This window comes from Stenotrophomonas sp. SORGH_AS_0321 (genome assembly GCF_031453215.1).
GTDB lineage: Bacteria > Pseudomonadota > Gammaproteobacteria > Xanthomonadales > Xanthomonadaceae > Stenotrophomonas > Stenotrophomonas chelatiphaga.
Window position 1 is genome coordinate 1,205,775 of record NZ_JAVIZG010000001.1, and the last position, 17,749, is coordinate 1,223,523.

General features: G+C 66.5%; 14 protein-coding genes. 8 read left to right on the plus strand and 6 right to left on the minus strand.

Features of this window, described 5'->3' with window-relative positions; all coding sequences use genetic code 11:
• Positions 1–55: 55 nt before the first annotated feature.
• Positions 56–1,543: an MATE family efflux transporter gene (locus QE373_RS05170; RefSeq protein ID WP_309684264.1), complete on the minus strand. Its 1,488-nt coding sequence runs from the start codon at positions 1,541–1,543 to the stop codon at positions 56–58.
• 62 nt (positions 1,544–1,605) lie between these two features.
• On the opposite strand from QE373_RS05170, the gene QE373_RS05175 reads away from it, so the two are divergent.
• From QE373_RS05175 to QE373_RS05185, 3 genes are all read left to right on the plus strand, one after another.
• Entirely contained in the window at positions 1,606–1,845 is a 240-nt protein-coding gene (locus QE373_RS05175; protein ID WP_309684266.1) for a hypothetical protein, read from the plus strand.
• 9 nt (positions 1,846–1,854) lie between these two features.
• The gene (locus QE373_RS05180; protein ID WP_223494551.1) at positions 1,855–2,262 is read left to right on the plus strand and encodes an RNA-binding S4 domain-containing protein; all 408 of its coding nucleotides are present in this window, start codon (positions 1,855–1,857) and stop codon (positions 2,260–2,262) included.
• A 214-nt stretch (positions 2,263–2,476) separates the two neighbouring features.
• Positions 2,477–3,673, plus strand: coding sequence for a cellulase family glycosylhydrolase (locus tag QE373_RS05185; protein WP_309684270.1), 1,197 nt, complete (start codon positions 2,477–2,479; stop codon positions 3,671–3,673).
• A gap of 145 nt (positions 3,674–3,818) precedes the next feature.
• Here the strand turns inward: QE373_RS05185 and katG are convergent, their stop codons facing one another.
• The 3 genes from katG to QE373_RS05200 all read right to left on the minus strand — a co-directional run bounded on the left by katG (position 3,819) and on the right by QE373_RS05200 (position 9,124).
• Positions 3,819–6,056 (minus strand): catalase/peroxidase HPI, encoded by a 2,238-nt coding sequence (gene katG / locus QE373_RS05190; RefSeq protein WP_309684272.1) that lies wholly within the window; start codon positions 6,054–6,056, stop codon positions 3,819–3,821.
• A 156-nt stretch (positions 6,057–6,212) separates the two neighbouring features.
• Positions 6,213–6,845 (minus strand): DUF937 domain-containing protein, encoded by a 633-nt coding sequence (locus QE373_RS05195; RefSeq protein WP_309684274.1) that lies wholly within the window; start codon positions 6,843–6,845, stop codon positions 6,213–6,215.
• Between the two features lie 89 nt (positions 6,846–6,934).
• Positions 6,935–9,124, minus strand: coding sequence for an acyltransferase family protein (locus tag QE373_RS05200; protein WP_309684276.1), 2,190 nt, complete (start codon positions 9,122–9,124; stop codon positions 6,935–6,937).
• A gap of 182 nt (positions 9,125–9,306) precedes the next feature.
• On the opposite strand from QE373_RS05200, the gene QE373_RS05205 reads away from it, so the two are divergent.
• From QE373_RS05205 to QE373_RS05220, 4 genes are read left to right on the plus strand one after another with little or no spacing between them, the layout of a single operon-like run.
• Complete coding sequence (locus tag QE373_RS05205) at positions 9,307–9,933, plus strand: YIP1 family protein (protein ID WP_309689564.1); 627 nt, start codon at positions 9,307–9,309, stop codon at positions 9,931–9,933.
• Entirely contained in the window at positions 9,930–11,225 is a 1,296-nt protein-coding gene (locus tag QE373_RS05210; protein ID WP_309684277.1) for an efflux RND transporter periplasmic adaptor subunit, read from the plus strand. The genes QE373_RS05205 and QE373_RS05210 overlap by 4 nt, the downstream gene beginning before the upstream one ends.
• Positions 11,138–11,833: an ABC transporter ATP-binding protein gene (locus QE373_RS05215; RefSeq protein WP_309684279.1), complete on the plus strand. Its 696-nt coding sequence runs from the start codon at positions 11,138–11,140 to the stop codon at positions 11,831–11,833. Before QE373_RS05210 ends, QE373_RS05215 begins: the two co-directional genes overlap by 88 nt.
• Positions 11,826–13,055, plus strand: coding sequence for an ABC transporter permease (locus QE373_RS05220; RefSeq protein WP_309684281.1), 1,230 nt, complete (start codon positions 11,826–11,828; stop codon positions 13,053–13,055). The genes QE373_RS05215 and QE373_RS05220 overlap by 8 nt, the downstream gene beginning before the upstream one ends.
• A 66-nt stretch (positions 13,056–13,121) precedes the next feature.
• Here the strand turns inward: QE373_RS05220 and mutS are convergent, their stop codons facing one another.
• On the minus strand, positions 13,122–15,692 hold the full coding sequence (mutS, locus tag QE373_RS05225) for a DNA mismatch repair protein MutS (RefSeq protein WP_309689566.1): 2,571 nt from the start codon (positions 15,690–15,692) through the stop codon (positions 13,122–13,124).
• A gap of 153 nt (positions 15,693–15,845) precedes the next feature.
• A complete protein-coding gene (locus tag QE373_RS05230) occupies positions 15,846–16,808 on the minus strand; it encodes a cation diffusion facilitator family transporter (protein WP_309684283.1) in 963 nt (320 codons plus the stop codon).
• A gap of 144 nt (positions 16,809–16,952) precedes the next feature.
• On the opposite strand from QE373_RS05230, the gene QE373_RS05235 reads away from it, so the two are divergent.
• The gene (locus tag QE373_RS05235; RefSeq protein WP_309684284.1) at positions 16,953–17,744 is read left to right on the plus strand and encodes a hypothetical protein; all 792 of its coding nucleotides are present in this window, start codon (positions 16,953–16,955) and stop codon (positions 17,742–17,744) included.
• Positions 17,745–17,749: the final 5 nt, after the last annotated feature.

The window sequence follows — 17,749 nt, forward strand, 5'->3', positions numbered from 1 at the left end:
TAGCGCCGACCCATGGTCGGCGAGCGCAGCGGTACGCGGACGCCCGCGAGCAGCCTCAGCGCGGCGGTGCCGCCGGCGATACCGCTGCCGGCGCGGCGATTTCCAGCGCGGCATCCGGATCGGCCACCGGCGAAGGCGGACTGGCCGGGACTTCGGCCGGCGTGCCATGCGCGGGACTGTCCAGCATCCTGGCCTTGCGCCATCCGCCCCAGCGGTAATAGGCCAGCGACAGCAGCATCGACACCAGTGAGCTGGCCGGGAAACTCCACCAGATCGCATCCACGCCCAGGTACGGCTGAAGCAGTTCGGCAAAGGGCACCCGCACGCCCCACAGCGACCCGGCCAGGATCAACAGCGGCGCCAACACCGCGCCGGTGGAGCGCACCACGCCGGAGATCACGAAGCTGACGCCGAAGAACAGGAACGACCACACCGCGATGTGGTTGAGATGCCGTGCCGCCTGCAGCGCCTGGCTGCCATCGGGCAGGAACAGCGCCAGCGTGTAGCGGTCAAGCAGGATCAACGGCGCGATCAGCACGCCGGTCAGCAGGAAATTGAACAGCACGCCCTGGCGGGCGGTGGCCCGCACGCGGCCCCACAGTTGCGCGCCGACATTCTGCGCAGCCATCGACGAACACGCCGCACCGATCGCCATCGCCGGCATCTGCACGTAGGTCCACAACTGCAACGATGCACCATAGGCGGCGGCGGTATCGGTGCCGTACTGGTTGACCATGGTCATCAGCATGATCATCGACAGCGAGATCAGCACCATCTGCAGGCCCATCGGCACACCCTTCATCACCAGCGCCTTCAGGATCGGCAGATCGACCTTGAACAGTGCCATGTCCTTGCGCCCCAGCCACAGCACGTGGCGCTTGTGGCGCATGTACAGCAGCAGCGCGATCAACGACAGCGTCTGCGCGATCAGCGTGGCCCACGCGGCACCGGCAATGCCCAGTTCCGGCAGCGGGCCCAAGCCGAAGATCAGCAGCGGGTTGAACACGATATCCAGTGCGACGGACACCAGCAGGAAGCGGAACGGGGTACGCGAATCGCCCGCGCCGCGCATTGCCGCGCTCAGGAAAGCGAACGCGTACAGCGTGGGCATCGCCAGGAAGATGACCTTCAGGTAGGCCTCGGCCAGCGGCAGCGACGCGGCCGGCGTGCCCATCGCCGCCAGCAGCGGGTGGGCGAGGAACCAGCCGGCCACCGCGATCACCACCGACAGGCCGATGAAGAAGGTCGCGCTGGTGCCCATCACCCGCCGGGCCTGGCCGCTGTCCTTGGCGCCCATCGCCTGGCCGATCAGGATGGTCGAGGCCATCCCGATGCCGAACACCGAGCCGATCAGGAAGAACATGATGTTGTTGGCGTTGGCCGTCGCGGTCAGCGCCGCTTCGCCGAGGAAACGCCCGACCCAGACCGCGTTGACCGAGCCGTTCAGCGACTGCGCGATGTTGCCCGCCAGGATCGGCAGCGAGAACAGCAGCAGGTTGCGCCCGATCGGGCCGGAAGTGAGGTCGAGCGGCGCTTTTGCCATGGAGTGGTGATCGATTCCCGGGAGGCGCACACTAGCATCAAGCCGGTTTGCAGGATGTGGCAATGCATCAACCACAACAGGCGATGCGGATGATCGTGGCGGCCTTGATCGTAGCGGCGCTGGCCGCATGTTCGTCAGGTGACCGGCTCGGCGATACCCAGGTGCGGCCGACCGACCGCCCCGAGTGCCTGGTCGGCAGCCAGCGCCAGGACCTGGCGGCCGGCATACCGGCATTGATCGGGGGCAGCGGCTGCCGCACCGACCCCGACAATCCGCGTCCCCTGAACAAGCGAACGGAGTAGTCCCTACCGATGTCCGAGCTTTCCCCGTTGGCGCCCAGCGTCCGTCTGGACATCTGGTTGTGGGCGGCCCGCTTCTTCAAGACCCGCAGCCTGGCCAAACAGGCGATCGAGACCGGCAAGGTATCCGTGGCCGGGCAGCGCCCGAAATCCTCTCGCGCAGTACGTGTGGGAGAGCAGCTGCTGGTCGATCGCGGTGAAGAACATTTCGAGATTCAGGTGCTGGGCCTGAGCGACCAGCGCGGCCCGGCGCCGGTGGCGCAGCAGCTGTATGCCGAGAGCGAGGCCTCCAAGGCGCGCCGCGCCGAACAGCGTGCGCTGCGCATTGCCGCGCGTGATGGCTACCAGGCACCGGAGCACAAGCCGGACAAGCGCGCGCGACGGTTGATCCGCGCCCTGGGTGATCTCGACGCGCTATGACGCAGTGACCGGACTGAACCGGCTCGCGCTCCGGTAGCCTTCCACCTTGATGGGCGCTGTGCCATGAGCCGACCAAAGGTCGGCCCCTACCGTATCGTGGGTCCGGCTCGCGCTCTGGTAGCCGTCCACCTTGGTGGGCGCTTTGCCGCCTACGCTCAGCCACCGTTCGGCTTGCGCCCCGCACCTTGGATCGTCCTCCTCATGGAAGCCCGCCATGTTCCTGCGCCGCAGCCTGCTGTGCCTGGCCCTGTCCGCCGCCGTCCCGGTGTTCGCCGCCGACATCACCTTCTGGGATACCCCGCAGCGCGGTGGCAACAGCTTCAACGAAACGCCGCCCGACCGTGCCTACTTCCAGGGCCTGCGTGGCACCGGCGCCACCTGGGTACGACTGACCCCGGACAAGTGGCGCAGTGCCGGCGGCCGCGATTTCCTGATGGGCGATGCCGACCACTATCAAGGACTGGTCGATGCCGACGTGGCCACGCTGCGTCGCGCGCTGGATGACGCCAATGCCGTGGGATTGAAGGTGGTGCTGGTGCCGCTGTCACTGCCGCTGCTGCGCTGGAAACAGAAGAACGGTGACCTGGTCGACCAGCGCCTATGGCAGTCCTTCGACAACCACGCACCTGCGCAGCGCTTCTGGCGTGATCTTGCCGCCGCGCTGAAAGGGCATCCGGCGCTGGCCGGCTACAACCTGATCAACGAGCCGGCGCCGGAATACGGCACCACGCTGGCCGAACACGCCTCCCGCGAGGACATGCTGAAGTGGTATGCGGGCGAGCAGGGCGGACCGCGCGATCTGCGCCAGCTGTACAAGGAACTGGTGGCCAGTGTGCGCGCGGTCGATGCAGACATGCCGCTGATGCTCGACGCTGGCTGGTACGCAGCGGCCGATGCCTTCGATTACTGGCCGGCGCCCCTGCAGGACACGAAGCTGCTGTACAGCGTGCACATGTACGAGCCGTACGCGGCCACCAGTGCGCCGAACCAGAAGCGCAGCAAACCGTACCGCTATCCCGCCGAAGTGCCGTTTGGCGACCGCAGCGAGCGCTGGGACGCCGCGCGCGTGCGCAGCTACCTGCAGCAGCCGATGGACTGGGCGAAGACACATGGCATTGGTGCCAACCGGATGGTGATCGGTGAGTTCGGCTGCATGCGCCGCTGGCCGGACTGCGGCCGCTACCTGCGCGACGTGCTGGACGTGGCCGAGCAGCAGAAGGTGCACTGGGCGTTCTACGCATTCCGCGAAGACGGTTGGGATGGCATGGACTACGAACTGGGCGTCAAGCCGCTGCCGGGATCGTACTGGCAGGCTATTGAAAAGGGCGAAGCAGCGCAGCCGCCGCGTTCGATGCAGGCGCCGCTGTTCGCGCCGATCCTGGAGCGGTTGAAGGAAGGGGCGCCTCGGTAGTCGCCCACCTTGGTGGGCGTTGTGTCCTGTGCCAACCAAGGTTGGCATCTACCAAGTCATGACCCCGCAGTAGCGCTTTGGTAGTCGCCCACCTTGGTGGGCGCTTTGCCAAGTGCCAACCAAGGTTGGCACCTACCATATCCGGTCAACCGTGCAGGTCGTAGCGGTCCAGTTCCATCACCCGCGTCCAGGCGGCGACGAAATCCTGCACGAACTTCTTCTGGCCATCGGCACTGGCGTAGACCTCGGCCACCGCCCGCAGCACCGAGTTGGAGCCGAACACCAGGTCGGCGCGGCTGGCGCTCCAGCGCGTGCCACCGCCATTGCGGCTGCTGCCTTCGTAGCCATCGCCGGCGGCCTTCCACTGCGTGCCCATGTCCAGCAGGTTGACGAAGAAGTCGTTGCTCAGCGTGCCGACGCGATCGGTCAGTACACCGTCCTTCCCACCGTCCACGTTGGCGCCCAGCACGCGCAGGCCGCCGACCAGTGCGGTCAGTTCCGGTGCGGTCAGGGTCAGCTGCTGGGCCTTGTCGATCAGCAGCGCTTCGGCGGGGACGCTGTAGCGGCCCTTGAGGTAATTGCGGAAGCCATCGGCCGCCGGCTCCATCACCGCGAAGGACGCCACGTCGGTCTGTTCCTGGCTGGCATCGGTGCGGCCGGGAGTGAACGGCACGCTGATGTCATGGCCAGCGGCCTTCGCCGCCTGCTCGACACCCACGCCACCGGCCAGCACGATCAGGTCAGCCAGTGACACCTGGGCACCACCGGCGCCGTTGAAGTCGGCCTGCACGTTTTCCAGCGCGGCCAGCACCTTGGCCAGCTGCTGCGGCTGGTTGACCGCCCAGTCCTTCTGCGGGGCCAGGCGCACGCGCGCCCCGTTGGCGCCACCGCGCTTGTCACCGCCACGGAAGGTCGACGCCGACGCCCACGCAGTGGACACCAGTTCGGCCACGCTCAGCCCGCTGGCGGCGATCTTCTGCTTCAGCGCGGCCACGTCCTTCGCGTCCACCAGTGGATGCGTGGCGGCCGGCACCGGGTCCTGCCAGATGAAGGTTTCGGCCGGGATTTCCGGGCCCAGGTAGCGGGCACGCGGGCCCATGTCGCGATGGGTCAGCTTGAACCAGGCGCGCGCGAAAGCATCGGCGAAGGCCTGCGGGTCGGCCAGGAAGCGACGCGAGATCTTTTCGTAGGCCGGATCAACGCGCAGCGACAGATCGGTGGTGAGCATGGTCGGGCGGTGCTTCTTCGACGGATCGTGCGCGTCGGGAATTACCGCCTCTGCATCCTTGGCCACCCACTGGTGTGCGCCGGCCGGGCTCTTGGTCAGTTCCCACTCGAACTTGAACAGGTTTTCGAAGAAGTCGTGGCTCCACTGCGCCGGGGTGCGGGTCCAGGTGACTTCCAGGCCGCTGGTGATGGTGTCACCGCCCTTGCCGCTGCCGAAGCGGTTGCTCCAGCCCAGCCCTTGGCGTTCCAGCCCATCGGCTTCCGGCTCCGGTCCAACGTTGTCGGCCGGGCCTGCACCGTGGGTCTTGCCGAAGCTGTGGCCACCGGCGATCAGCGCGACGGTTTCCTCGTCGTCCATCGCCATGCGGCCGAAGGTATCGCGGATGTCGAAGGCGGCCAGCAACGGATCCGGGTTGCCGTCCGGGCCTTCGGGGTTTACGTAGATCAGTCCCATTTGGACGGCGGCCAGCGGGTTTTCCAGCTTGCGCGAATGCACGTCGCCGTCGGCGTCGTCATCGGATACCAGCACGCCGCCGGCCTTCTCCACGCCTTCCGAACCGTGCTTGTAGCGTTCGTCGCCGCCGAGCCAAGTGGTCTCGCGGCCCCAGTACACGTCCTGGTCCGGTTCCCAGGTATCCGGGCGACCGCCGGCAAAGCCGAGCGTCTTGAAGCCCATCGATTCCAGCGCGACATTGCCGGTGAGGATCAGCAGGTCCGACCAGGAAATGGCCTGGCCGTACTTCTGCTTGATCGGCCACAGCAGGCGCCGCGCCTTGTCCAGGCTCACGTTGTCCGGCCAGCTGTTGAGCGGGGCAAAGCGCTGTTGCCCACGTCCGCCGCCGCCGCGGCCATCGCCGATGCGGTAGGTGCCGGCGCTGTGCCAGGCCATGCGTACGAACAGGCCACCGTAGTGCCCGAAGTCGGCCGGCCACCAGTCCTGCGAATCGGTCATCAACGCCTTGAGGTCGTTCTTCAGTGCCTGGTAGTCCAGGCCCTTGAACGCGGCGGCATAGTCGAACTGCGGATCCAGCGGATTGGAACGCGACGAATGCTGGTTGAGCAGGTCCACGCGCAGCTGCTTGGGCCACCAGTCGTGGTTTGTGGTGCCTTCACCGGTGACGGCGTGGTTGAACGGGCACTTCGTTTCGCTTTTCATGGGTCTCTACCTGTGTACTGGCGAATGTTTAATAGGGAACGTGAATCGAGGTTCCCCTCCACGGTAAGCACCGTGCACAGGAACGTACATTCGATTCGCTCAACCGGATCAATAGTAGAAATCTATGGTCCCGAACGATTGGACAGCCGTGCCCAATCAGGGGCGCTTGCCGAGCAGTCCGCCGCCGATTTTCAGGACATCACCGAGGCCAAACTGCCCATCGCCGTCCTGATCGAGCAGCGCGCCGAGGCCCCCGCCGCCCATGCCGGAGGCCTGCGCTTCCTGGCCAAGCGCCTGGCTGAGCTGGCCGGCGTTGCCCTGCTGGGCGAATTTCTGGGCCAGAAACGACATCACGATTGGCGCCAGCAGGGCCAGCAGCTGGCCGGACCGGCCACTGTCCAGGCCGGTCTTCTGGCCGAGCAGCTGCGCAGCCTGCGGACTCTGCCGGCCGAACACATGGCCGAGAATGCCGGCGCCATTGGTGGCCTGGCCCCCCGCACCGCCCATCACCGCGCCGAGCAGACCGCCGAGGTCGAAGCCGCCTGCCGCGCCGCCGGCCGCCGCCGGGCTGCCTCCCAGGTGATCACGCTGCAGCGCGTTGAGCAGCGACTGCGCACCCTGCGGGTTGCTGGCGTTGTTGCCCATGGCGCCCAGCAGCAGCGGCAGCGCGGACTGGATCGCCTGGCTGGCCTGGGTGCTGTCCACGCCGAGGGTCTGGGACACCTGCTGCAGGGCGGGGCCCTGCTGCAGCTGCTGGAGGAGGGAGCTGGTGAGCGACTGCGTGTTCATGGCGGAACTCCTGCGGCTCGGGGTGGGTACGGCTCAGGCCGGAAACCCCCCGATCATAACGCCGCCTGCACGAAAACGAGGCGAAGGCTTCACGCGGGGTCCGCTGATGGACCCTCGCCAGATGCCGTGCCAATTTCGAGCAGCAGCCGCTCGAAGTCTGGCAACAGGATGCGATTGCCGTGCCCGCTCAGATGCTCGCGGTCAAAGAACAGGGGGGTCGTCCCGTCCATCGCATCGCAATGGTCTTCGTTGCAAAGCAGCGGCAGCGGGTCCCATACCTGCAGCATGCGATAGCGCTCGAGCAGGTCATGAAGCAGTGCCATCTGCGGAGCGCGCATCGCCTCCATGGCAGCGCGCGGGACGGTGAGCCCGGCCTTGCACGCCGGGTTCATGCGGTTGAACACGTCTGAACATCGGAATGGATCGGACTTGAACACCGGCATCGGCGCACTGATGATCACGTGCACCTGCAGCGCCTGCAGTCGCGCAAGGGTGGCCTCGGCATCGCGCGCGGCACCTGCGGCGTCCGCGGATGTGCGTTGCATGGCCAGTTCCTGAAACACCTGCGCCTCGCCTCGGCTCCAGTCCAGGCCGCGAAGCTCCTGCATGCGCAGCGAGGACAGCAGCACGATATCGCCTGGACGTGCCTCCCGTTCAATCCGCGCCAGTGCCTTGTCCCGTGCCGGCACGCACGCGCGGGAATCGGCGCGCATCAGGTTGGTGAAGCTGCATCCAGGCTCATCAACGACGATCAGCTCCATGCCGAACCGACGCGCTGCGATGGACGTCATGGGCCGGAAGCTCTTGGACAATGAATCACCCGTCACGATCAGCTTGCGCCCGCGCAACGATGGCGCATTGATCGGCTCCACCGGCATCCATGCAGGATGCAGGTAGGTGCGCCATACGTAGCTGTCCCGGGTCCTGCTCAGTGAAAGCTGCTCGTTGAAGTGTGGCACGGTCCACGCGATGCCGAGGCTGGCGACGACCGCGGCCAAGGCAGCGCCCAGAATGATCGGCGAGCGCGCGCGCCTTGCAACTGCCGCATTGCGTATCGGACTTTCTACCCAGTGATAGGAGGCGCTGGCGAGCGCGAACAGCATCACAGGGTAAGCCCACAAGGCGAGCCCCTGCAGGCCGTAGGTCCAGCGCAGCAGCACCAGCAGGGGCCAGTGCCACAGGTATAACGAATACGACAGACGCCCTACGTAAACGAGCGGCCTGCTGCCCAGCACGTGCACCAGGGGATTCTTCTTCTGCTCTCCGTTGGCGGCGGTACTCGCTGCAAGCAGCATGACGGTGCCGATGACCGTGGCGATCGCGCCGGGGAACGGGAATTGCAGGTCCGATTCGAAGGCGAAGCCCACCACCACCAGCACCAGGCCAGGTAATGCCCAGGCTTGCCAGTGACGCGACGGCGTTCGCAAGGCGATGCATTGGTAAAGCAGGGCACCGGCAGCCAGTTCCCAGAAACGCGCCGGGAGCAGATAGAACGCCTGGTCGGGAGCGGCGGTCGACTGCCACGCAGCGAATGCCATCGAACCCACTGCCAACGCGGGAAGCAGCCAGCGCACCCAGACCCGCGACTTCGCCGCGCGCAACCAGATCAGGAACAGTAGAGGAAACAGCAGGTAGAACTGCTCTTCCACCCCCAGGCTCCAGGTGTGCAGATAGGGGTTGAGACTGGCCCCCCACGAAAAGTAATCCTTGACCTGCCATGCCAGTACGAGGTTGCTGATGCCCAGGATCGCCGCAAATCCGGTGTGATCGTATTGTTCGCTGCTCCCGCCGCCACGGGGAATGAACAGAGTGGACAACAGGAAGGTGGCCAGCAGCACCAGCAGCAGGGCCGGTAACAGGCGCAGCACCCGCCGGCGGTAGAAATCCAGCAGGTAACGACCCATGTGGTCATACGGGCGTGATGCCAGCGACTGGCTTATGACGAAGCCGGACACCACGAAGAACAGGTCCACGCCACTGAAGCCGCCGGGCAGCAGCGATGCGTCGACGTGGAAGATGACCACCGCCAGCACGGCGATTGCCCGCAGGCCGTCGATGGCGTTGTCATGACGAGGGCTTGGATCGGACATGGACGATTCCGCAGGCGGGAAAGCCACAGGATCGAAAGCGCGGCGGCGTCGGGCAAGCGTCAGGTGCGACAGGCGCGGGTGCCGTTGGGCAGACGTTGCAACGTTACGGTGTGTGCTCGGGGCCTGGCTTGTATGTTGAACCAGAGCCTGGCGTAACGGCGGGCCAGGCGCACGGGTGCGCTGCGACATGGTCGAAATCTGGAAGCGTCAGTGCAGGGCCGTGGGAATCATGTCTGTTGGCCGGTGATGCGGACTCTTGTTCAGCCGGACGAGATGCGAACGACGGAAAAGGAAACGGCATGAGCGCTCGTGTTGCAAAGACAGCAGGTGAGGTGATCCTGGATCCGTTGAAGGGGTAGGAACGCGTCGAGCTGCGCAGCGACTGGCCATGGCCGCTGCTGGTGCTGGCGTCGGCTACGGTGACGGCGTGGACGACTTACTACGCGAACGTGGACCTGGCCTGGCTGCAGGACCATCTGCTTGCCGGCCATAGCGAGCTGCAGGGTCGCGAGCTTGAATTCATGCGAAACCTGCTCGGGCGCACCCTGTTGACGATGATGTCGGTCGCCAGCTCGCTGCTGGTGGGCGGCGCCTTCCTCCTGCTCGCCGCAGCCTGGCTGAAGGTGGTCGCACGTACCCGCCGTCCCGATCCCTACGTGAAGTGGGTGGGGCGTGCTGCATGGCTGACGGTGCCGGAGACGGTGATGCTGCTGATGATGGCGCTGCGTTGTGCGATAGCTGACACCAGCAACCTTCCTCCCGAACTGTCCAACCCACTGTCCATCGCCCAACTGACCGGACTCGGCGTGGGCAGCCGATGGCTGTCGCTGGCCGGTTCGGTAGGCGTGCAATCCCTCTGGACGATAGCCCTGTGTGCAGCAGGCCTGCGCCACTGGCTCGGCATGGGCTGGGTCCGCGCGCTGTTGATCGCGCTGGCACCGGCGCTGTTGCTGTACGGCGCATGGGCCGTGGGCATTGTCTTGGGAGCAATGCAATGAACCGTCGTCTGCTGATCGGTGGCGTCGTGGCCATGGTGCTGGCGGGCAGCATGGTCGCCGCCCTGTGGGGCGGGCGCAAGCCGGTGGAGGTGCAGTACGAAATCGCGGAAAACCGGACCTTGCGCGCGTCGGTGCTCGGTTCCGGTACCTTCGATTTCCGGGATACGGCTGCGCTTTCGCCCGAAGTCATCGGTCTTGTGCGCCAGGTGCTGGTGAAGGAAGGAGACCACGTCCAGAGCGGTCAGCTGGTGATGGTGCTGGACCAGGAAACCCAGAAGGCCGAGGTGCAGCAGCGGGAATCGATGGTGCGGCAGCAGGCGCTGGACATTGAGCAGCAGGCAGAACTGCTGGACATCCGGCAGACCCAGGAGCGCCGCAGTACCGAACTGGTGGCCAAGCGTCTTGTCGACCAGGCCAGCCATGACCAGGTGCGTCACGAGGTGGCACTGGCGCGGCTGCGGCTGAAGGCCAGCCGAGAGCAGCTGACACAGTCCATGGCGGCCTTGGTGCAGGTCCGCGAGAGCCTGGCCAAGACACTGATCCGCGCACCCATCTCAGGCGTGGTCACGTCCATCGCCCTGAAGGTCGGCGAAACCGCGGTACCGAGTTCGACGGGCATCGCGGGCTCCAGCCTGATGACCATCGCTGACATCGGCACGATGGCCGCGACGATCAAGGTCGATGAGATGGATGTGTCGCGTATCAAGCAAGGACAGCAGGCCCAGGTATTCGCGGGATCGGACAGCAGCAGGATGCTGAGCGGCAGGGTCCAGGAGATTGCACTGGCACCCACGCGCGCCGGGGGGGACGGCGGCAGCGCACACCAGCGCAGCTACGCGGTGCAGATTGCCCTGGATGGGCACGCCCATGCCGACCTTCGCACCGGGATGAGCTGCCGTGCCGAGGTCTTTGTGGACGTTGGCCGTACGCCTGTCGCGGTGCCGGTGCAGGCGCTGTTGAGCGAACAGGCCGATGTCGCCCGCCATCAAGGTGCGGCAGGCAAGACGACGCGGCAGCGGCAGTACCTTCTGGTGGAGTCGGGAGGCACTGTTACCAGGCGGCACGTGGAGTCCGGTGTGTCCGACGACCGCCATGTGGAGATTGTCTCGGGACTCGCGCGCGGCGATCGGGTCATCGACAATGCGGCATCTGCGCGACAACCGGCGCGTACGCGCGGTGCCGGCCATGCTGGACCTGCCCTGACATGCAGCCGATCCTCGAGCTGCAACAGGTCCACAAGCACTACGCCATGGCGGGCGAACAGGTGCCGGTATTGCGCGGCATCGATCTGACCATAGATCGCAACGAGTACGTCGCCATCAGCGGGCCTTCGGGATCCGGGAAGACCACCTTGATGAACATCCTGGGCTGCCTGGACCGGCCCAGTGCAGGAAGTTATCTGCTCGCCGGTCAGCCGGTCACCTGCCTGGACGAGCGCGAGATGGCGGGAGTGCGCAATCGTGCCATCGGCTTTGTTTTCCAGAGCTTCAACCTGATGTCGCGCGCCACCGCGCTGCAGAATGCCATGCATCCACTGCTGTACCGGAAGATGGGACGTGCAGAGCGCCAGCAGCGGGGCATGGACGCCCTGTGCAAGGTGGGACTGGCCGATCGCGCAGGCCATCTCCCCAGCCAGTTGTCCGGGGGACAGCGGCAGCGTGTGGCGATTGCACGCGCGCTGTGCGGCTCGCCCTCGATCCTGCTTGCCGACGAGCCTACCGGCAACCTGGATTCGGCAACAACGCGGGACATCATGGCGCTGTTCGACGCGCTCTGGGCGGACGGCAGCACCATCGTAATGATCACCCATGAGACGGACATCGCGGACCATTGCCACCGCGTCATCCGGATCGAAGATGGCAAGGTGAGTGCAGATCGGAGGCGTCAGCGCAATGGCTGATCTGCTGCTGATCGTCGAGTCGGCATGGGCAAGCATCCGTGCGCACGCCCTGCGCAGTCTGTTGACCGTGCTGGGCATCGTCATCGGCGTTGCCTCGGTCATCGCGGTGGTCTCGATCTTCCAGGGCATGGCCGCCTCGATCACGGATCAGTTCGCCGGACTGGGCGCGAACAACCTGACTGTCAGGTCCGAGACCTCCTTCGACGACCAGTTGCAGGGACGCCGTAGCCGGATTTCGCTGGAGGACTACCAGCGCCTGGTCGACGGCTTGCCCGGAGTGGGGGAGGTGTCTCCAAGCTTCAACGTGATGGGCGACCATGGCGGCACGGTTCACGCGGGGCGGGCCGACACCTTCACCCGGGTGATTGCCAGCTCGCCGGCCTACCAGCATTCGCGGCAGGTCTATCCCCGGCTTGGGCGGTTCATCACCGCTGCCGACAACGATTCCCGTCGTCGGGTCTGCGTGATCGGGGAAAAGCTGCGCAGCAACCTGGAACTGCCCGCTGATCCTGTCGGGCAGTACATCCGGATCGGCAGCGAATGGTGCAAGGTGGTCGGGTTGATGGAGGAGCGCGGCGAGGTGTTCGGCTTCAGCCAGGATGACTTCGTGCTGATGCCCTTCGCCACGGGTCTCGCCCTGGTGCAGGACGCATCACGGGTGGACCTCAGTATCGACATCCAGGTCGCCGAGACCGCGGAAATGGAGGCGGTGAAGGACAGGATCGACGCACTGCTGCGTCAGTCGCGTCTGCGGGGAGGTAGCCAGGGCGGTGACTTTCGCGTCGAAACCGCCGAGCAGCTTGGAGATTCGCTGAAGAGCATCATCCACCTGGTCAGCATGGTGTTCGCGGGGATCGTGGGTGTATCGCTGCTGGTCGGGGGTATCGGTATCATGAACATCATGCTGGTGTCGGTCACCGAGCGGACCCGCGAGATCGGGATCTGCAAGGCCCTTGGCGCCACCCGCCAGGCCATCCTGCTGCAGTTCCTCAGCGAGGCGGCGCTGCTCTCCGCCATCGGCGGTGTCATTGGTGTCGTGCTTGGTTACGCCGGCGGCGTGCTCGCTTCTCTGGTCATCCCCGGGCTGCCACCGGCCACGGTCCCGTGGTGGACGGTTGTGCTGTCGGTCCTGTTCTCCGCCGCCGTCGGCGTGGTGTTCGGAACGATTCCTGCCGCCAAAGCCGCCGGCTTGGATCCCATAGACGCGCTTCGCTACGAGTGAGGGCAGTTCAAAGCCCGCCCCGGTAGGGCCGACCCATGGTCGGCGAGCCGGGAGGGCCTTGCAGCATCAGACCAGCGCTTTCAACCGGTACAGCGCTTCCAGTGCCTGTCGCGGCGTCAGCTCATCCGGATCCACCGCCGCCAATGCATCCAGCGCGGCGGTGTTGTGGGCAGCGAACAATCCAAACTGCTGCGGTGCATCCAGCGCCTGCGGTGCCACCGCCGCCGACTGGGTTTCACCGCCGCGCTGTTCCAGCTCGGCCAGGCGGCGCCTCGCCTGTGCCACCGTCGCGCGCGGCAGCCCAGCCAGCGCCGCCACCTGCAGGCCGAAGCTGCGGTTGGCCGGCCCGTCCTTGACGGCATGCATGAACACCAGGCGCTCGCCACCGTTCTGATCGGTGTGTTCCACCGCGTCCAGGTGCACGTTGGCGATGCCGCTGCGGCCCCCTTCGTGCTGTTCATCAGCCAGGGCGGTCAGCTCGAAATAGTGCGTGGCGAACAAGGTGTAGCAGCGGTTCTGCCACGCCAGGTGGCGTGCCACCGCGTCGGCCAGGGCCAGTCCATCGTAGGTCGACGTACCGCGGCCGATCTCATCCATCAGCACCAGTGAGTGTTCGGTCGCATGGTGCAGGATGTAGCTGGTCTCGGCCATTTCCACCATGAAGGTCGACTGCCCGCGCGCGAGGTCGTCGCCGGCGCCGATGCGGGTCAGGATGCGGTCGATCGGACCGATCACTGCACGGCTGGCGGGCACGAAGCTGCCGATATGGGCCAGCAGCACGATCAGCGCGTTCTGCCGCATGTAGGTGGACTTGCCGCCCATGTTCGGGCCGGTGATGACCAGCATGCGGCGGTCCGGGTGCAGGTCCAGGTCGTTCGGTTCGAACGGCTGGTCACGCACCGCTTCCACCACCGGGTGGCGGCCGCGTTCGATCTTCAGGCACGGCCCGCTGTCGAGCTCCGGTCGCGACCAGTCCAGCGCCTGCGCACGTTCGGCGAACCCGGCCAGTACGTCCAGCTCGCTCAGCGCGCCGGCGCACTGCTTCAGCGGCTCCAGGCAGTCGCCCAGCGTGTCCAGCAGCTGCTCGTAGAGCTGCTTTTCGCGCGACAGCGAGCGATCGCGCGCGGACAGTACCTTGTCTTCAAAGCTTTTCAGTTCTTCGGTGATGTAGCGCTCGGCGTTGGTCAGCGTCTGGCGGCGGGTGTAGTGCACCGGCGCGCGGTCGGACTGGCCCTTGCTGATTTCGATGTAATACCCATGGACGCGGTTGTAGCCGACCTTCAGCGTGGCGATGCCGCTGCTTTCGCGTTCGCGCTGTTCCAGGTCGATCAGGAACTGGTCGGCATGCGTGGACAGCCGGCGCAGTTCGTCCAGTTCTTCGTCGAAGCCGTCGGCCAGTACGCCGCCGTCGCTGAGCTTGAGCGGCGGCATGTCGGCGATGGCGCTGGCCAGCAGGCGCGCGCAGTCATCGTGCTCGCCAAGCAGCTGGTGCAGCGCCTGCAGGCGCGGCGAATCCAATGGGCCGAGCACCTCGCGCACCGCCGGCAGCAGGCCCAGGCCATCGCGCAGGGTGGAGAAATCACGCGGACGCGCCGAGCGCAGTGCCACGCGGGTCAGGATGCGCTCCAGGTCGCCCAGGCGCCGGAACTGTTCGCGGATGTCCGCATCTGCGCCGCGGTCGATCAGCGTTTCCACCGCATGGTGGCGCTGTACCAGCACCTCGCGCAGGCGCAGCGGACGGTGCAGCCAGCGCCGCAGCAGGCGGCCGCCCATCGGGGTGACGGTGCTGTCCAGCACGCCGAGCAGGGTGTTGCGGGTATCGCCATCGACGCGGGTATCCAGCTCCAGGTGGCGGCGCGTGGCGGCATTCATCGCGATCGCTTCGCCGGCGTTTTCCATCGCGATCGACGTCAGGTGCGGCAGGCGCTGCTTCTGGGTTTCCTCGACGTAGCCCAGCAGCGCACCGGCGGCACCGGTGGCACGCGGCCTGTCATCGATGCCGAAGCCGCTCAGGTCATGCAGCTTGAAGAACGCCAGCAGCTGTCGGCGGCCGCTGTCGGCGTCGAACAGCCACGGCGCACGCAGGCGCACGCCCTTGCGCTGGCGCAGGAATGCGGGCCAGTTCTCTTCGTCGGGCACCAGCAGTTCGGCCGGTTCCAGTCGTGCCAGTTCGGCTTCCAGCGCGTCATCGGTGTCCACTTCATTGACCAGGAAGCGCCCGCCGGCCAGGTCCGCCCACGCCAGCCCGTAGCCGGACTTGCTGCGTGACAGCGCCATCAGCAGGGTATCGCGGCGCTCGTCCAGCAGGGCTTCGTCGGTGACGGTGCCGGGGGTGACGATGCGCACGACCTTGCGTTCAACCAGCCCCTTGGCCAGGGCCGGATCGCCGATCTGTTCGCAGATCGCCACCGATTCGCCCAGCGCCACCAGCCGGGCCAGGTAGCCTTCGTAGGCATGCACCGGCACGCCGGCCATCGGGATCGGCGCGCCGCCGGAGCTGCCGCGCTGGGTCAGGGTGATGTCCAGCAGCCGTGCCGCCTTGCGTGCGTCGTCGTAGAACAGCTCGTAGAAATCGCCCATGCGGAAGAACAGCAGCAGGTCCGGGAACTCGGACTTGGCGGCGAAGAACTGCTTCATCAGGGGGGTGTGTTCGGGCTGCTTCTGGGTCACGCGGGGTCCATCTTGAGGCGGGTGCGGGCACGGGGTGGCCGCGGATGGACCATTGTAGGGGAGGCAGCCAGAGTCGGGGACCGGGGTGCTTGCCATCAGGCAGCGCCGGGCAGGCGGCTGTCAGCCCTCCGCCACCGGCCCCGCCAGCATGGCCGCCCGACGCGCGCGGTAGACCTCCGGCGTCTGCGGCTTGATGAACAACGCCGTCAGCTCCGGATACTCGCGTTTCACCGCCTGCTCGATGCGGGTGATGCACTGCTCGATCTGCGGGGTGCTGCGGTCGTCCTCGAACTCCGCGCTCAGCATGGCCACCACCTGGTTGGGGCCCATCTGCATGGTGCTCAGGCCGTTGGCACGGCGTACGTCCGGATCGGCATTGGCCACCTCCAGGATGCGTTGCGCCACATGCGCATCCGCGGGCTCGCCGACCAGCAGGCCCTTGGTTTCGCGGGCCAGCAGGAACGCGGTCGCGGCCAGCACGGCGGCGATGCACAGCGAGGCCACGCCATCCAGCACGGGCATGTCCAGCAGCTGCGCGGCGATCAGGCCGATCATCGCAAAGCCCAGCCCGAGCAATGCGGCGCTGTCTTCCAGCAATACGGTGAAAGTGGTCGGATCCTTGCTGCGCCGGAATGCTTCGAAGTAGCCCATGCTGCCCTTGGTGGCGCGGAATTCGCGCAGCGCGATCCACCACGAGGCACCTTCGAACAGCATCGAGACGCCGAGCACGATGTAACTCACCAAATGGTTGGTGGCCGGCTCCGGGTGCAGGATGTGCTGCACGCCCTGGTAGCCGGACACGATGGCACCGGCGGCGAACACCAGCAGGGCGACGATGAAGCTCCAGAAGTACAGCTCGCGCCCATGCCCGAACGGATGCGCTGCGTCGGGCTTGCGCTCTGCGCGGTTGAGGCCGTAGAGCAACAGCAGTTCGTTGATGGTGTCGACCAGCGAATGCACGCCTTCGCTTGCCATCGCCGAACTGCCGGACAGGCCGGCGGCGATGAACTTGGCGATGGCGATGGCGAGGTTGCCGGCGAGTGCGGCGTAGACGACGAGACGGGAGCCGGACGGCTTGGCCATGGCAGGGCAGACGGGTGGGGGACCCCATCATCGGCAAGCGGCCGTGCCGGCTGCGTGCAGGACGCGCGGCGGGTAATCCTGCGGCAATGTGGTGGCGGGGGGCGGCATGCTAGATTCGGGCCATCCCCATGCAAGGACGGCATCGTGATCAACAGCTTACCAATCGCACCGCTGGCGTTGGCCTGCCTGCTGCCCACTGTTGCCCAGGCCGGACCTGCCACCGCCGCGCCGCCCGGGCGCAGCCCGCCGGCTGCGCATTGCCTGGATGCCCGCGACGTGCGTCAGGTCGAGCAGGCCGGTCCGGAGGCGATCGCCGTTCGCGGAGGCAATGGCGTGGCCTACCGGATTGATTTCAGCGGCGCCGGTTGCCCCGGCATCAACGAGGCCAGCCAGGTGCGTCTGGAAGCCCCCGCCGGTTGGGCCTGCGGCCGTCCGAGCGAGAGCCTGGTGGTGGATGGCCGCAGCTGTGGGATCAGTGCGGTGAGCGTGATCGACGACCGCGATTTTGCCGAAACAGCGCGCGCTAGCAGCCGCCAGTTCGCGTCCACGCTGCCGGGGGTGGAGGTCACCGGCAAGGCGGCCGGCAGAGGCGGCGAAAGCAGCCCGCGGCACACCTTCCAGGGCTCGGCGGACTTCTGTTTCGCTACCCGCCACGTACGCAGCTGGAACGAGGACCCGCAGGGCGTGGTTGTGGAAACCAACCCGCGCCGCAACGGTGGCAATCGCTACTATCGGGTAGAACTGGGGGGCAGCTGCAGCATCCTGGCCGGCGCGCAGTCGGTCGATTTCCAGTCCGGCTTCCAGAATGGATTGATCTGCGGCAACCCGGGCGATCGCATCGTCATGGTCGGCGCGATGGCCGGGGACCTGCGCTCGGACACGCCGCGATTCGCGCGCCCGGGCTGCGAGGTGCTGGCGGTGTATCCGAAGGACTGACCGGA

Excerpts from the sequence above, each read along its gene's own strand:
- QE373_RS05170 (WP_309684264.1), bottom strand. The coding sequence starts at position 1,543 with ATGGCAAAAGCGCCGCTCGACCTCACTTCCGGCCCGATCGGGCGCAAC.
- QE373_RS05220 (WP_309684281.1), top strand. The coding sequence starts at position 11,826 with ATGGCTGATCTGCTGCTGATCGTCGAGTCGGCATGGGCAAGCATCCGT.
- QE373_RS05195 (WP_309684274.1), bottom strand. The coding sequence starts at position 6,845 with ATGAACACGCAGTCGCTCACCAGCTCCCTCCTCCAGCAGCTGCAGCAG.
- QE373_RS05215 (WP_309684279.1), top strand. The coding sequence starts at position 11,138 with ATGCAGCCGATCCTCGAGCTGCAACAGGTCCACAAGCACTACGCCATG.
- QE373_RS05200 (WP_309684276.1), bottom strand. The coding sequence starts at position 9,124 with ATGTCGCAGCGCACCCGTGCGCCTGGCCCGCCGTTACGCCAGGCTCTG.
- QE373_RS05180 (WP_223494551.1), top strand. The coding sequence starts at position 1,855 with ATGTCCGAGCTTTCCCCGTTGGCGCCCAGCGTCCGTCTGGACATCTGG.
- QE373_RS05210 (WP_309684277.1), top strand. The coding sequence starts at position 9,930 with ATGAACCGTCGTCTGCTGATCGGTGGCGTCGTGGCCATGGTGCTGGCG.
- mutS (WP_309689566.1), bottom strand. The coding sequence starts at position 15,692 with ATGAAGCAGTTCTTCGCCGCCAAGTCCGAGTTCCCGGACCTGCTGCTG.
- QE373_RS05175 (WP_309684266.1), top strand. The coding sequence starts at position 1,606 with ATGCATCAACCACAACAGGCGATGCGGATGATCGTGGCGGCCTTGATC.
- QE373_RS05185 (WP_309684270.1), top strand. The coding sequence starts at position 2,477 with ATGTTCCTGCGCCGCAGCCTGCTGTGCCTGGCCCTGTCCGCCGCCGTC.
- QE373_RS05230 (WP_309684283.1), bottom strand. The coding sequence starts at position 16,808 with ATGGCCAAGCCGTCCGGCTCCCGTCTCGTCGTCTACGCCGCACTCGCC.
- katG (WP_309684272.1), bottom strand. The coding sequence starts at position 6,056 with ATGAAAAGCGAAACGAAGTGCCCGTTCAACCACGCCGTCACCGGTGAA.